General features: G+C 68.2%; 10 protein-coding genes. 4 read left to right on the top strand and 6 right to left on the bottom strand.

Features of this window, described 5'->3' with window-relative positions; translation table 11 throughout:
* Positions 1–3: 3 nt before the first annotated feature.
* The 4 genes from ACFFJC_RS12590 to ACFFJC_RS12575 all read left to right on the top strand — a co-directional run bounded on the left by ACFFJC_RS12590 (position 4) and on the right by ACFFJC_RS12575 (position 4,425).
* Positions 4–1,422 carry a 3-isopropylmalate dehydratase large subunit gene (locus ACFFJC_RS12590; protein WP_379487829.1) on the top strand — a complete coding sequence of 473 codons (1,419 nt, stop codon included), beginning with the start codon at positions 4–6 and terminating at the stop codon, positions 1,420–1,422.
* Positions 1,422–2,036: a 3-isopropylmalate dehydratase small subunit gene (gene leuD, locus ACFFJC_RS12585; RefSeq protein ID WP_379487828.1), complete on the top strand. Its 615-nt coding sequence runs from the start codon at positions 1,422–1,424 to the stop codon at positions 2,034–2,036. The genes ACFFJC_RS12590 and leuD overlap by 1 nt, the downstream gene beginning before the upstream one ends.
* Positions 2,033–3,406, top strand: a complete 1,374-nt coding sequence (locus tag ACFFJC_RS12580) for an FAD-dependent oxidoreductase (RefSeq protein WP_379487827.1) — start codon at positions 2,033–2,035, stop codon at positions 3,404–3,406. Before leuD ends, ACFFJC_RS12580 begins: the two co-directional genes overlap by 4 nt.
* Before the next feature lie 158 nt (positions 3,407–3,564).
* A complete protein-coding gene (locus ACFFJC_RS12575; RefSeq protein WP_379487826.1) occupies positions 3,565–4,425 on the top strand; it encodes an IclR family transcriptional regulator domain-containing protein in 861 nt (286 codons plus the stop codon).
* Positions 4,426–4,971: 546 nt separating this feature from the next.
* Here the strand turns inward: ACFFJC_RS12575 and ACFFJC_RS12570 are convergent.
* The 6 genes from ACFFJC_RS12570 to ACFFJC_RS12545 all read right to left on the bottom strand — a co-directional run bounded on the left by ACFFJC_RS12570 (position 4,972) and on the right by ACFFJC_RS12545 (position 14,555).
* The gene (locus ACFFJC_RS12570) at positions 4,972–7,101 is read right to left on the bottom strand and encodes a GumC family protein (RefSeq protein WP_379487825.1); all 2,130 of its coding nucleotides are present in this window, start codon (positions 7,099–7,101) and stop codon (positions 4,972–4,974) included.
* A gap of 90 nt (positions 7,102–7,191) precedes the next feature.
* Positions 7,192–8,508: an outer membrane beta-barrel protein gene (locus ACFFJC_RS12565; protein WP_379487824.1), complete on the bottom strand. Its 1,317-nt coding sequence runs from the start codon at positions 8,506–8,508 to the stop codon at positions 7,192–7,194.
* Positions 8,509–8,623: 115 nt separating this feature from the next.
* Positions 8,624–9,124: a polysaccharide biosynthesis/export family protein gene (locus tag ACFFJC_RS12560; RefSeq protein WP_379488035.1), complete on the bottom strand. Its 501-nt coding sequence runs from the start codon at positions 9,122–9,124 to the stop codon at positions 8,624–8,626.
* A 564-nt stretch (positions 9,125–9,688) separates the two neighbouring features.
* A complete protein-coding gene (locus ACFFJC_RS12555) occupies positions 9,689–12,115 on the bottom strand; it encodes a WD40/YVTN/BNR-like repeat-containing protein (RefSeq protein WP_379487823.1) in 2,427 nt (808 codons plus the stop codon).
* A gap of 69 nt (positions 12,116–12,184) precedes the next feature.
* Positions 12,185–12,979 carry a WecB/TagA/CpsF family glycosyltransferase gene (locus tag ACFFJC_RS12550; protein WP_379487822.1) on the bottom strand — a complete coding sequence of 265 codons (795 nt, stop codon included), beginning with the start codon at positions 12,977–12,979 and terminating at the stop codon, positions 12,185–12,187.
* Between the two features lie 238 nt (positions 12,980–13,217).
* Positions 13,218–14,555: an O-antigen ligase family protein gene (locus tag ACFFJC_RS12545; RefSeq protein ID WP_379487821.1), complete on the bottom strand. Its 1,338-nt coding sequence runs from the start codon at positions 14,553–14,555 to the stop codon at positions 13,218–13,220.
* Positions 14,556–14,605: the final 50 nt, after the last annotated feature.

Here is a 14,605-nt window from a genome sequence, read left to right as displayed (position 1 = left end):
ACCGTGGCGCGCACTCTCTTCGACAAGCTGTGGGACGCGCACCTCGTGCGCGACCTCGGCGGCGGCACCGGCCTCGTCGCCATCGACCGCATCCTGCTGCACGAGCGCACCGGCGGCATCGCGCTGATGGCGCTGGAGGAGAGCGGCCGTCCGGTCCGCGATCCTTCGCGCGTGTTCGTGACGATGGACCACGTGGTCGACACCCTGCCCGGGCGCACCGACCGCACCATCATGCCCACCGGCACCGACTTCATCCTCGCCACCCGCGAGGCCGCCCGGCGCGCCGGCGCGACGCTGTTCGACATCGGCGACCCCCGCCAGGGCATCGTCCACGTCATCTCGCCCGAGAACGCCATCGTCCTGCCCGGCCTGACGCTGGTCTGCCCCGACAGCCACACCTGCACCCAGGGCGCGCTCGGCGCGCTGGCCTGGGGCATCGGCTCGAGCGAGGCCGAGCACGCGCTCGCCACCGGCACCCTGCGCGTCACCCGCCCGGCGCAGATGCGCATCACCGTCGAGGGCGCGCTCGCCCCCGGGGTCACCGCCAAGGACCTCGCGCTCCACGTCATCGCCCGGCTCGGCTCGGGCGGGGCGCGCGCGCACGCGGTCGAGTACGCCGGCCCGGCGATCGCCGCCCTGTCGGTCGAGGCGCGCATGACGCTGTGCAACATGGCGACCGAGCTCGCCGCCTTCACCGCGGTCATCGCCCCCGACGCCGCCACCATCGCCTGGCTCGAGGGCCGCACTTACGCGCCGCGCGGGGCGGACTGGGACGCCGCGCAGGCCCACTGGGCCGGCCTGCACAGCGACGCGGGCGCGCACTTCGACCGCGAGGTGCGGATCGACGCCGCCGACGTCGTGCCGATGGTGAGCTGGGGCACCAGCCCGCAGCAGTCGGTCGCCCTGGCCGGCACCGTCCCGCAGCTCGACGCGCCCGCGCCCGACGCCGCCCCGACCACGCCCGAGGCCCATGCCCGCGCGCTCGACTACATGGGCCTGGCCGAGCAGGGCGCCCTCGCCGGGTTGCCGATCGACGCCGCCTTCATCGGCTCTTGCACCAATGCCCGCCTGTCCGACCTGCGCACCGCCGCCGAAGTGCTCGCCGGCCGAAAGGTGGCGCCGGGCGTGCGCGCGATCTGCGTGCCCGGTTCGACCCGGGTGAAGGCCGAGGCCGAGGCCGAGGGGCTCGACAAGGTCTTCCTCGCAGCCGGGTTCGAATGGCGCGAGGCCGGGTGCTCGATGTGCTTCTTCGCGGGCGGCGAGAGCTTCGGCCCGCAGCAGCGCGTCATCAGCACCACCAACCGCAACTTCGAGAGCCGCCAGGGCCCGCGCACGCGCACCCACATCGCCTCCCCCGCCACGGTCGCCGCCTCGGCCATCGCCGGGGTCATCGCCGATCCCCGCCTGGTGGAGGCCCGCTGATGCAGCCGTTCCTGACGCTCACCTCGATCGCGGCGCCGCTGATCCGCGACAACGTCGACACCGACGCCATCATCCCCTCGCGCGAGATGAAGTCGGTGTCCAAGAGCGGCCTCGCCGAAGGGCTGTTCGCCGGCTGGCGCTACACCGACGTCGACGCGCGCGTGCCGAACCCCGAGTTCGTGCTCAACCGGCCCGAGTACCAGGGCGCGCGCATCCTGCTGGGCGGCGCCAACTTCGGCAGCGGGTCGAGCCGGGAGCACGCCGTCTGGGCGCTCGCCGAGTATGGCTTCCGCGCGGTGATCGCCGCCGGTTTCAGCCCGATCTTCCGCGGCAACTGCATCCGCAACGGCATCCTGCCGGTGGTGCTGCCGCCCGAACCCTTCGCGCAGGCCGGCCTCGTGCTGGAGATCGACCTGCCTGCGCAGCAGATCCGCGCCGGGGGCGAGACCTGGCGCTTCGCCATAGACGAGGAAGCCAAGCTGATGCTGACCGAGGGGCTGGATCCCATCGCCCTGACCCTGCTCGACCGCGCCGCCATCGACGCGCACGAGCATGCCGACCGGGGGCAGCGGCCCTGGGCCTGGTCGGTGCTTCCCGAAGGAGAACACGCATGAGCGAGACGATGCATGTCCCGGTGGTGGTGATCGGCGCCGGCGCGACCGGCCTGTGCGCCGCGCTCGCCGCGGCCGACGCCGGCGTCGAGGTGCTGGTGATCGAGCGCGACGAGACCCCGCTGGGCTCCACCGCGATGTCGACCGGCCTGATCCCGGCCGCCGGCACGCCCGAGCAGGCCGAACAGGGCGTCATCGATTCGCCCGAGATCTTCGCCGAGGACATCTCGCGCAAGACCAAGGGCCGCGCCGATCCCGGCATGGCGCTCAACCTCGCTCGCCAGTCGGCGGAGACCGTGGCCTGGCTGCGCGAGCGCCATCGCGTGCCGCTCGACCTGCTCGACGGCTTCGTCTACCCCGGCCACAGCGCCCGCCGCATGTTCGGGACGCCCAAGCGTTCGGGCGGCGAGCTGATGGGCTGCCTCCAGAGCGCGGCCGAGGACGCCGGCGTCATGCTGCTGACCAGCGCCACCGTCACCGAGCTCGTCGCCGACGGCGAGGGCCGCGTCTCCCTGGTCCGCTTCACCCGGCCCGACGGGAGCGCCGAGGATGTTGCCTGCGACGCGGTGATCCTCGCCTGCTCGGGCTTCGCCGGCAACGCCGCCCTGGTCGCCCGCCACATCCCCGAGATGGCCGAGGCCACCTTCCACGGCCACCCCGGCAACAAGGGCGACGCGCTGCGCTGGGGCGAGCAGCTCGGCGCGGCGATGGCCGACCTCACGGCCTACCAGGGCCACGGCGGGCTGGCCGCCGGCCACGGCATCCCGATCCTGTGGCCGCTCATCATGCAGGGCGGCTTCCAGGTGAACCAGGACGGCGAGCGCTTCAGCAACGAGGCGGCAGGCTATTCCGAGCAGGCTGCCAAGGTGAACGCCCAGCCCGGCCATGTGGCCTGGTCGATCTTCGATGCGCGGCTGCACGCGCTGATGTGCGAGTTCGAGGACTATCGCGACGCGCTCTCGGCGCAGGCGATCGTCACCGCCGAGGACCTCGACACGCTGGCCTTCGCCACCCGCCTTCCGGCCGAGGCGCTGGCGCGCACCGTGGCGCAGGTCGCCGCCTGCACCCGCGGCGAGGCGCAGGACCCCTTCGGGCGCGACTTCACCGGCAAGCCCGAGCTGGCCGGCCCCTGGTACGCCGCCAAGGTGACCGGGGCGCTGTTCCACACCCAGGGCGGCCTGGTGGTCGACGATGCGGCCCGCGTGCTGCGCGCCGACGGGACGACGCTACCCAACCTCTATGCCGGCGGCGGCGCCGCGCGCGGGGTTTCGGGCGACGGCTGCTACGGCTACCTCGCCGGCAACGGCCTGCTCACCGCCACCACGCTGGGCAAGATCGCGGGCCGCAGCGCCGCGGCCCAGGCGTCCGGATAGGCCGGCTGGATCGTTCCTGTTGGAGACCTGCCTGACGAAGTGACCGACCTGCGATCATCCGCTTGTCCCTGCCCGCGTAATATGTATTATGTTTGGGACAAATGAACTCCGGAAAGGCCCGTCTCTTTTCGGATTCGCGAGCAAAGGGTACGCAAGCCATGGCTTCACGCGCGGTCATTCCCCTGGACGGTCGGAACCCCAAGGGTCCGGACGTCGCCAACGACGTCGAGGACGATTCGGCCGGCCGGGGCATCCCGATTCGCGCGATCAGCCGGGCGATCAGCGTGCTCCAGGCGATCAACCAGGCCGGCTCGCTGAACATGATGGACATCTCGCAGGCCTCGCAGGTGCCTTATCCCACTGCCTGCCGGATCGTCCAGACGCTGCTCCACGAAGGCCTCATCGAGCGCGAGGAAGGCCGCAAGCACTACCGCCCCACCGCCCTCGTGCAGACGCTGTCGCAGGGGTTCGAGGGGCATGGCGAGCTGGTGCACGTGGCGCGCCCGCACATCGCCGCGCTGACGCGCGAGATCGGCTGGCCGATCACGCTCTCGACCCGGGTCGGCAGTTCGATGGTGCTGCGCGATTCCACCCATTCGCTGACCTCGCTCACGTTCAACGAATACCATCCCGGCTACGCGATGCCGATCCTCGACTGCGCCGCCGGGCTGGTCCACCTGGCGTTCTGCCCCGACGACGAGCGGCAGACGATCCTGGGGAACCTCTCGCGCTTCGGCGACGACGAGATCCGCCACATGCTGGGCCTGCTGCGCGAAGGCGGGCTGGTGGAGGCGGTGCGCGTCAGCGGCTATGCCGCGCGCGGCTACAACCGCTTCACGCTCAACCCGGGCAAGACCTCCTCGATCGCCGTCCCGATCGGCGGCAAGGACGACGTCCACGGCTGCCTGACGGTGGCCTTCTTCGCCAGCACCCTGGAGATCCGCGAAGGCGTGCGCGAACTGCTCCCCCGCCTCAAGGCCTGCGCGCGCGAGATCGCGATGCAGATGGGCGGCCAGTAAGCCCCTCCCGCTGCGCGTTCGGGCCATGCGGTGCGGCCCGGATGCTGCGACCAGCGCAGCCTGAGCGGGTTGGATGGCCGAAAGGGCCTGACCGGACCTCGCCTCCCCTCATCCGCTCGACCTGAGCCTGTCGAAGGCCTGGAGGCGCCGCGCAGGCCTCGCTGGGGTCGCCAGCGCGACCTCTTCGGCCCAGCGGGGCGGGACCGCCCCACCCGCTCAGCCTGAGCCTGTCGAAGGCCCGGAGGCGCGGCGCAGACGTCGCTTGGGTCGCCAACCCGGCCTCTTCGGCCCAGCAGGGCGGATAGCCCTTCGGCGGGACCTGACCGCCCCCACCGGCTCAGTCTGAGCTTGTCGAAGGCCCTGGGCCCCTGGCGCGAATTCCCCAGCGCGACAACCTCGCGCTCGTGCCGGCATCGCGCTCGCGCCCGTTCGCCCCCGCTCGCTGGTGCCAAGCGCCCGTCGGACAGCAAAAGCCGGCCAGCAGAAGCTGGGCAGCAAAAAGGGCCGCCCGCCAGGGCGACCCTTTGCTCGTCGGCGATGTGTCGCTTACGATTCCTTGGGCGTGTAGTAGTGCGAGTACTTCTCGTCGTAGTAGTAGCTGCCCACCGAGCGGGCGCCCGGGTCGACCATCGACAGCACTGCGCCGACAAGGTTCGAGCCGTCCGACTTGAGCGCGTTCACCGCCGATTCGACGACGTGCTGCGGCGTCTCGTCCCACTTCACGATCAGCACGACAGCGTCGGACAGCGCCGCGATGAAGCGGCCGTCCGCCAGGCCCAGAAGCGGCGGAAGGTCGAGGATCACCGCGTCGTACTCCCGGGACAGTTCGCCCAGCACGTCGTGGATGGCCTGGTTGCCGAACAGGTTCTCGGAGCTGAAGTACGGCTCCTTGACCAGGATCTGGTCCATGCCTTCCAGGCCCGACGGCTGGATCGCCTCGCGCAGCGAGATGCTGCCCTGGAGCAATTCGACGGTGCCGCCGGTTCCGGTGACGTTGCTGGCGATCTGCCGCATCTGCGCGCGCCGGACGTCGACGTCGAACAGGACGGTCCGGCTTCCGCTGAGCGCCATGGTGCGGGCCAGAGCCAGCGCCGTGGTGGTCTTGCCTTCCGCCGGCATCGCGGACGTCAGCGCGATGATCTTGGGGCGCTCGGCACCGCCCTTCACGCCGACGATCGAGGCGCGGACGTTCCGGAGCGCTTCGGCGAACTGCGAGGTCGGCTTCTCCAGGAGGTTGTCCGCAGGACGCTGGACCTTCTTGAGGGCGGGGATCGCGCCGATCAGCGGGATCCCCAGGCTGCCCTCGACGTCCTCGACGCTGCGGACGCCCGAGACCATGAGTTCCTGCACGGTGATGACGGCCACGCCGGCACCGATGCCGAGCAGCAGCGAAACCAGGAACAGGAGCGGCTTGTTGGGAGCGGCCGGGGCGACCGGGGTCTCGGCGGCGTCGATGATGCGGGCCTGGGCGATCGAGTTCTGCGAGGCCTGGCGGCTCTCCATCGCAAGGTCGGCCATCTTGTCGTAGGCGGTGTGCTTCGAATCGGCTTCGCGCTGCAGGCTGTCCGCCGTGACGCGGGCGCGGACGTCCTGCGCCTGCTGGCCTTCGAGGCGCGCCATCTCGTCGCGCAGCCCACGAACCTGGGCATCGCCGGCCGCGGCCTTCGCCTGGAGGGCCCGGATGATGCGGTTCGCCTCGTCGCGCATCTGCGAGTCGATCTGCGCCAGCTGGTCCTTGACGCGGATGGCGTCGGGATGGCGCGGGCCGTAGCGGTTCTCGATCAGGCCCAGGTCACGGCTGATCTCGGCGCGCTGGCGACGCAAGTCGATGATGGTCTGCGAATCGAGCACGTCGGCGACGGCGTCGATGCGGCCGGCGCGGACCTGGGCGTTGGCCATGGCAAGCTGCGCCCGCGCCTCCTCTGCCGAGGCCTGGGCGACGCTCAGCTGGGTCGCCAGCGGTCCGACCTGCTGGTCGAGAATGGTGGTCTGGGCGTTGTTGCCGCTCTTGACGATGCTGTGCTCGGCCTGGAACGCGGCGACCCTGTTGTCGGCTTCGCGGGCCTCGGTGGCCAGTTCCTGCAGGCGCTTCTCGAAGAACTCGAACTGGCGGGCCGCGGTGCCGATGTTGTTGCCCACGCGCGTATCGAGGTAGGCGGCGGCGAAGGCGTTCGCGATCTTGGCGGACTTGGATGCGTCCTCGTCGCGGAAGCGGATGCCGATGATGTACGTCAGCTTCTCGCGGCTCACCGAAAGGTGCGCGAGCAGCTGGCGCGCGACCGCGTCGAGCTTGTCGCTGTCGGTGAGCGGCCCCTGCTTCTTCGCGGCCTCGGCGAACTGTTCGACGTAGACGGGATCCTTGGTGAGGTTCAGCCGCTTGACGACGGTGCGGGCGAGATCGATCGAGTTGATGACCGACACCTCGGTTTCGATCGCCTCGCTCGCCAGCTGCGCCTGCGCGTCCGAAGCGCTGCGGGCGAGCGGGTTGCGGGAGGGATCGATCTGCAGCCGCGTCACGCCTTCGTAGACGGGGGTCATCATCAGCGTCCCGACGACGCCGAGGATGGTGATGACGGCAGCCACCAGGCCCAGCATCAGGATCCTGCGCTTGACGACGTCACGAGCCGTACGGATGACGTCCGCCAACCGCGCTTCGTAGTTCGCCGTGTCGTTCATGACTTTCATCGTTGCGTCGCCCCTTGTCGTGACACTCTGCTGCCTCGTGACACACTGCGCATGTGGGTGGGATTGATGGCCTGCATTAACTTACAGCCTCAATTGAATCGATAGCAGCCCTCGAAATTCATCGAAGGATACGCTGCCGGAGTTGTCCCTCGGGCGGCCGCGGCCGTAGCCGAGGTTCACGGACAGGATGGTGTAGCGATCCGCCTGGTAGGCGGCGCCCAGCGTCGTCTGTACGATGGCCTGCCCGATACGGTCGCCGCTTTCCACCGGGCTGCGCCGGATGTGGGCGACCCGCCCCTTGATCAGCAGATTCCGAAGCAGGGCATGGCTGACATCGGCGGAGAACGTGATGTCGCGGTATGCCCCGTTGACCACGTTGTTGTTGATGTCCTGCAACGTGCTCTTCGCCACGAGCGCGACCGTCGTCAGCGGCGTTACGAACAGTTCGAGACTGGAATCGATAGTCAGGCCGCCGACGTCGCTGTACCGCTGAGCGTCGTACTTCTTCCGTGTGTAGCCCGCAGCGACGTTTCCGCGCAGCAATCCCGCCAGGTCGAGCGAAAGCCCACCCATGACGCGGAACGTGTCACCGTCGCGGTTGGCGCTGCCGTCCGCGCGCGGAGACAGATAGTTGGTGTGCTCGCCATTGACCTGGACGTAAGCGGCCACACTCGGCGTGAAGGCGTAGTCAGCCTGGACACCTGCGCGATTGATGTCTCGATCTCGCTCCGCCTGGTCGCGGATCGACCCGTCCGGATTGCTGGCGGAACTGAAGCGGAACGTGTAGCGCTCGGCCGTCGCCGTCAGGCGCGTATGCCCTCCGGTGTATATGACCGACAGGCTCGGGTTGAACCGAGAATACTGGGACAGCACGGAGACATCTGCCGACAGATCGTTGAGGAACGGCGACTCGGCGCGCCGGTCGAAGTTGATCCGCCCCTTGATGTCGATCTCGCTCGAGACTTCGGCGATGCCGATCGCGACCACCCCGTACTCCTCGCGGTTGCGCAGCGTCTGGTGCGCATAGCGGTAGATGTCGGCGCTAGCGTCGATCGAGAGGCTGTGGCGTGACCAGTTGGACCGCGCCTGGACCTGCGGCTGCAAGGCGAAGAACGCGTCGCTGACCTTGACCGAATTGTTGACGTAGACGTTGTCGGTGGCCCCGGAGGTCAACATGATGGAAGGATAGACCTGAAAGCCGCCCATCCGGACGCCCACGGGCCGGAAATGGGGATCGACTTCTCGGGCCACGCTGGTGTTTCGACCGCGGTCGAAATCGACGGGAACCACCGGATCGATGATCGTGGAAACCGTCTGCGCATGCGCGGCGCCTGCCCACGTCAAACACGTCGCCAGCGGCAGGCTTCGCAGCAGATAGCGGTTCGCGCGAGACGTCATTATGGACCTTCATGCACGAAGCACGGGGAGGCCCCGTACACGGCGTTCTTTGTGCCCCGCAGCAGCATGCCCGAAGGCGACTGCGCCACCTTCGACACCGATGCCGGGGACGAGCTCAGAAGTAGCGCTCGCCGAGGCGGATCGTGTCGCCGGGCATGATGCGCAGCGAGGACGTCAGTTCGTACTCGGTCTCTGCGGCCTCGCCGAACTTGCGGATGTAGACGATGGTGCGCTTCGCACGCGGCGTGTAACCGCCGGCGGTGGCGATCGCATTGAGCGCGGTCATGTTGTTGACATACGGGTATTGACCGGGCTTCTCCACTTCGCCGAGGATGAAGAAAGGCCGGTAGGCCGTGACTTCCATGGCGACGCTGGGATTGAGCAGATAGCCGTTCGCAAGCCGGCGGGCGAAGTCGTCCGCCACCAGCTTGGTGGTCTTGCCGGTGGCGGGAACGTCGCCCACGAGAGGCAGCGAGACCATGCCGTCGGCGCCGACCGAGAAGTCGCCGGAGAGATTGGGTTCGTTGAAGACGGTGGCGCGGACCTTGTCGCCCGGGCCGAGGAGATACGTCTCGTTCAGGTCCGACGACAGATCGTAGCGCTCGCCGGATGACACGCGCAAATTGTTCGATCCGGCGCACCCCGCGAGAGCGGCCAGAGCTATGAATGTCAGCAGCCTACCCAATCTCACGAAATCCCACCCTTCCTTAGAAGATATATGCCCGCGGGTGTAATCGGCTCTGGGGTCATGTTCAAGCCCTTGGTTCCCGGTTTAGCCTGCGCTTGCCGAAATCACGGAGACCTTGGCGCGACAACATTTCCTTTACCATCAGCATACGAAGCAAAAAGATCTAAGTTCACTTAAGATCAAACGTTCACACCTGTGTGAATTACTGTGATTCGACGTTAAGCTTTTGCGGTAACCTCATGTTGAGGGCTGGAGACTTCCACTCTTGTCCCCTGAGAGATCATCCGGGTAACTGTTGCGTATTCCTCGGGAATGAGGCCTCCGGATTGAGAATCTTCAAGATTCTTCGCAATTGCAATATGCTGCTCTCACATCCGCCCGCTTTCGCCCGTGCGGTGCGGCGGCACGGGGTTGCGCAACGCGTGGTTGCGAAGGACGCCGAAGGACGGATCGTGGCTGAGTCGCGACGAAGCGACGGTTCTGCAGGCGTGTCTAGCGCTGCACCGAGCTGCACTGCGTCGCGTCGAACGGCTTCAGCGGCGCCGACTGGCAGCTTGCGGGCTCACCCCAGACCCAGCCCGACCCCTTGTAGCCGATGTAGACGCGGCCAAAGACGTCGGGATCCGCGCCGAGGACGGTCACCATGTCGAGCGAACCCATCGGGAAGTCGACCAGGCGCTGCCAGCTGCGCGCGTTGTCCGTCGACCGCCAGATCCCGTATTCGCCGGCAACCCGGCCCGAGATGTAGATCGCCGGATAGTCGGCTCCCTTCGCCGCCTTGCCCAGCGCCACGTCGTCCACGCGCGTGACGTCGGGCACGACGCTCCAGTGCGCCCCGCCATCGGTGCTGCGCCGCAGGACGGTGTCGGTGGTGTAGGCGAAGGCGGAGGTAAAGAAGAGATGCCCCGCCTTGCCGGGGACCGCCCGCAGCTTCGCGGAGAAGGCGCTCATCGGCGCGATCTCGCCGGTGAACACCTGCGTCCAGGAGGCACCGCCATTGGTCGTGCGCCACACGCCGGCGAGGCGCTCGTTCGGGGAGTCGCCGCTATGGACGAGATAGAACGTGCCCGCCCTGACGCGGTCGGCCGCCAAGGTCTTGCGCTGGTTCCAGATCGTGCTGAACGAACCGGGATTGTCCCCGATGGCCCCCTCCAGACGCACCGGCTGCCAGGTCCGCCCGCGGTCGGTGGTGTAGTAGGGCATGCGGTTGAGGCCGGGCTGCCACACGATGTTGTCGGTGCTGTCCGCGGAAACCGCGATCGTCCCGTAGCCCATGCGCCAGGGGTCCTCCTCCTTGGTCCCCGGCGGGGTCGGGAGCGAGGCGAACTTGGTCCAGGTGTTGCCGCCGTCGGTGCTGTAGCCGGCCATCACCGCGTTGCCGTCCTCGGCGCAGCATGGGCGCGTGTCGGAGGCGTTGGTGACGAGGAAGTTCGGGTCGGCCGGGGTCCAGTCCATCTGCTGCACGGCGATGAACGCGCGCTTGGGCACGAAGCGCGTCGAGTAGGCGGTCAGGTCCGACTTGATGTGCGCGCCGAAGTCGGCGGCGGAGAAGATCGGCGCGTGACCCGGCGACTGGGTGATGTCGTTGGTGACGAGTTCCTCGATGCCGCGCGTCTGGCTGACCCATTCCAGGCTGGTGGTGCCGGGCTCGACGTCGGCATAGAACACGCCCATGCCTTGCGCCACCCACAGCCGGTTGGGCTTGACCGCGTCGAACATGAGGTCGCCGGTCGAGAAGAAGGGGCCGTCGGCCATCCGCAGCCACGGCGGATCGCCTTCGCCCGCCCGTGCGGTGGCCGAGAGCGTCGCCCAGCTCGCACCGCCGTCCTCGCTGATGTAGCCGGCACCCGAGATAGCGGAGACGACGATGCGGTCGCTGCGCGGATCGGTGGCGACCGCGGCATAGGCCGCGGATCGCAGGTTCTTTTCCTTGACGAGATCGTGCCAGGCGCCGTCGCGGTACTGCCAGATCGTCTTGGCCGAGGCATCGACGCCGGTGAAGACGCCCTTGCGATCGAACGCGCCACGGCTGAGCGTGGTCGGCGCGACGCCGGCGGCGGGCAGCGGCGCGAACGTGGCACCTGCGTCCTTCGACACGTACATCCCGCGGCCGGCCACGAAGCTGAAGACGCGGCCGGTCGCGCGCTTGCCGGCGGTCTCGAACCAGACCTGCGTGCCCGGGCTCTGCATGCCTTCCGCGTTCGGGGCCTTGTCGACGTTGACTGGAAGGCTGGCGACGCGGTGCCACGATGCGCCCGCGTCGGCGCTGCGCCAGACGCCGCTGCCGGGCGTGCCCAGCAGCACGATATCGGGATTGCCCGGATCGACCGCCAGGAAGGGGCCGTAGAGGCGCCATTCACTGTTCGCATCCCAGGTCAGCGGGAAGGGATTGCCGGCCGCGGCCAGCGTCCAGGTCCTGCCCCGGTCATCCGAACGATAGACCTGGCCCTTGATCGCCATGTACAGGCGATCGGGCCGCGAGGGAGCGACCGCGACCTCGAAGGCGCCGGTCGCGATGCCGTCCTGGGTGCGGTTGACCTGCGGCATGGTCGCGGCAGTCGCCAGCTGTTGCCAGCGGTCCGCCTTCGCATCCCACACGTAAGCACCGTAGACGTCCGCCCGCGCCAGGAACGTCCGCCCGGCGGGATCCATGGTGATGCCGGTGATGAACCCTCCGCCGCCGACGGCGACCGGGGCCCACTGGTACGTCTCCTTGGCGACGGGGCCTCCCGCCTGCGACAGCGCGCGCGGCACGGCGGTGGACAGCGGCTCCGGCTGGTCACGGTTCAGGTAGGCCAGCGACCCGGTCGCCACCGCGATCACCGCCAGCGCAGCGCCGCCCCAGGCCATCACCTTGGGCCACCGGCGCTTGGGCTTGACGAACTGGTCGAAGCGGATGTTCTGGCGATCGCGAGCCATCGGTCTATCCTTGATGTTCCCGGACGGAGATCTTGCCCGAGGACTGTCGCGTAGGCCATCGCACCGCCCTCAGTCATGGGTTTTCGTCGCAAGGTGCCAGAATGCGCTCGGGTTGGTGGTGAGGTACCGCCAGCCCAGCCGAAGCGGTTCCCGCGCCCCCCGATAGGCCCATTCCAGCGCGGCCTTGCGCATCCACACCGGAGCGCGCGAGACGCCGGCGCCGTAGTAGTCGAAGAGACCGCCGCAGGTGTGGATCCAGCCGAGGCCGGGCAGCTGGTCGCGGCACTCCAGGGCAATCGCTTCCTGCAAGCCGCAGCCGAGCCCCAGCCAGAGTACGTCGGCACCGGATTCGCGGACCTCCGCGCAGATCCCCGCCAGTTCGCCGTGCTCGAAATAGCCGTGGCGGGTGCCCACCACCTGCAGGCCGGGGAACTGCGCACGCAAATGGTCGGCGGCGCGCGCCGCCACTCCGGGCCGGGCGCCCAGGAAGTAGAAGCGCAGGTCCGACCGGGCGGCCGTGCGCGAGGCATCGAGGATGAAGTCGGTGGTCGCGAGCCGCTCGGGCAGGGGATGTGTGCAGAACAGGCGGCTGGCGACGACCAGGGGCATGCCGTCGGCGTTGATGACGTCCATCTGGTCGATCAGGGCGCGGAAGGCGGACTGCGAGTGATACATCGCGATGGTGTTGCCGTTCGCGGAGGTGATGACGCGGGGTCGCTTCAGCAGGCCGGTGCGGGCCCTTGCCGTGTCGTGCACCATGACCTGGCACATCTGCTCGCTGGTCAGCCGCACGATCGGCAGACCGCCCACGTACAAGGTGCCGGGCTGGGTGTAGAACTCAGCCGTCTCCAAAACGCGGGCCACCTCTACGCTCAATCCTGAATCGTTCGATTTTTCGATCAAGCGCATGCACCTCAGAGCCCTGAACGGCTGCAGTTGAAACTGTCTTCGCAATCAAATTGCCGCATTGCAACAAGGAAGGCGCAGGTGGCGGGCGGTCCCGCCCCCTTCTCTTTCCATGCCGCATAGCATTGTAGCGGCACGCAAGGAATACAGAAGGGGATATCAGCCAATCGGCGCAATCGGGCGAAAAGACATGCGGTCAGGTCGCCAGTCGTTTCCAGCGATCCTCGATCCGCAAGCGCAGATCGCGGTGCCAGCCTTCGCTTTGCGCGGCCAGATGATGCGTCAGGACCACCGCGATGAGCAGCAGGATCTGGACGGGCGTACTGCCGAGCAGCGAGGATTCACTGAGATTGTGCAGGGCGCAATAGAAGATGATCGCTGCCAGGAGGGCGCGGCGTTGGCGGCCGATCTGCCATGCCGAGAGCAGCTTCGCGGTCGGCCAGAACAGCATCACCAGCACCGTCAGGACCATGCCCGGAATACCGAGGGTGACGATCAGGTCGAGATAGCCGTTGTGACCGTGGCCGGTGTTGTGCGCGACCCAGCTGTTGTCCAGCCGGTAGACCGGGCTTGCCGGGCCGATTTGCCAGAATGCGCCGTATCCTGCGCCGAACCACGGGTTTTCTCGCACATAGAGCAACAGGACGTGCCAGATCCGCCCGCGTCCGGTGAAGGCCTGCGGATCGTCGATGATCTGCGCGACCGTGGGGGAATAGAGCATCGCCGCCGCCGCCGCCGCCAGCGCGCCCAGGATCGCCGCCCAGACCAGGAAGCGCTGGCGCGGATCATAGTACAGCATCGCGCAGCCGACGAGGATGGCGGGCGGCAGCACCAGCATCGAGGTCTTGGAATTGCTCTTGTAGAGGAAATAGGCGCTCAGCAGGATCACCGGGATGCACAGGAGCCACGGCACCGCCTTGCGATCGAACAGGAACAGCATGATCGTGATCGCGAGCACCGGCCCCGCGGAGTTCTTGTGCGTGAACACGCCGCGCCAGTCGCCTGCGGTCGTCCCGGTCTCGCCCAGCGACGAGCTGTGTACGGCCAGCGGGGTGGTGTAGACGGCGACGAAATTCGCCAGCAGCAGCAGCACCAGCGTCCAGCGCAGGATGTTGAAGGTGCGTACGGCACCAAGGTCTCCGACCGCGCGGACGACGATCCACACCGTCAGGCCGAACAGGATCAGGCGCCGGGCGGAGATCAGCGGCGCCAGCGACCAGCTGAGCGAGAGCACGCAGTAGCCCAGAACGATCGCCAGCGAGATCGGTATGGCCATGGGCGGCCGGGTTCCGGGATATTCGACCTGGGCGATCACCAGCAGCACGCATGCGGCGATGATGCCGATCTGGCGGAAGGCGTCGCCGCCCGTCGCGTTGGTCCCGATCGCGGAGGTGAAGAACAGGTTCGTGCCCACGACCGAGAGCAGGAACAGCATGACGAGGCCGATGGAGACGAGCAGGCGCCGGTTCTCCATCTCGGCCTTGCGCCGTTCGATCAGGAACAGCCGCTGCGCGCCGGTGGCGGCCCGGTTCATCGCGCCGGCCCTCGGGTGCGGCGACGTTCGCGGATCGGTCGGGCATCGCA

Source organism: Novosphingobium soli (genome assembly GCF_042432915.1).
GTDB lineage: Bacteria > Pseudomonadota > Alphaproteobacteria > Sphingomonadales > Sphingomonadaceae > Novosphingobium > Novosphingobium soli.
The sequence above is the reverse complement of the archived record's forward strand: the minus strand, read 5'-3'. Positions and strand labels throughout refer to the sequence as shown.

Coding starts and splice junctions, on each gene's coding strand:
- leuD (WP_379487828.1), top strand. CDS start 1,422: ATGCAGCCGTTCCTGACGCTCACCTCGATCGCGGCGCCGCTGATCCGC.
- ACFFJC_RS12580 (WP_379487827.1), top strand. CDS start 2,033: ATGAGCGAGACGATGCATGTCCCGGTGGTGGTGATCGGCGCCGGCGCG.
- ACFFJC_RS12575 (WP_379487826.1), top strand. CDS start 3,565: ATGGCTTCACGCGCGGTCATTCCCCTGGACGGTCGGAACCCCAAGGGT.
- ACFFJC_RS12570 (WP_379487825.1), bottom strand. CDS start 7,101: ATGAACGACACGGCGAACTACGAAGCGCGGTTGGCGGACGTCATCCGT.
- ACFFJC_RS12565 (WP_379487824.1), bottom strand. CDS start 8,508: ATGACGTCTCGCGCGAACCGCTATCTGCTGCGAAGCCTGCCGCTGGCG.
- ACFFJC_RS12555 (WP_379487823.1), bottom strand. CDS start 12,115: ATGGCTCGCGATCGCCAGAACATCCGCTTCGACCAGTTCGTCAAGCCC.
- ACFFJC_RS12545 (WP_379487821.1), bottom strand. CDS start 14,555: ATGAACCGGGCCGCCACCGGCGCGCAGCGGCTGTTCCTGATCGAACGG.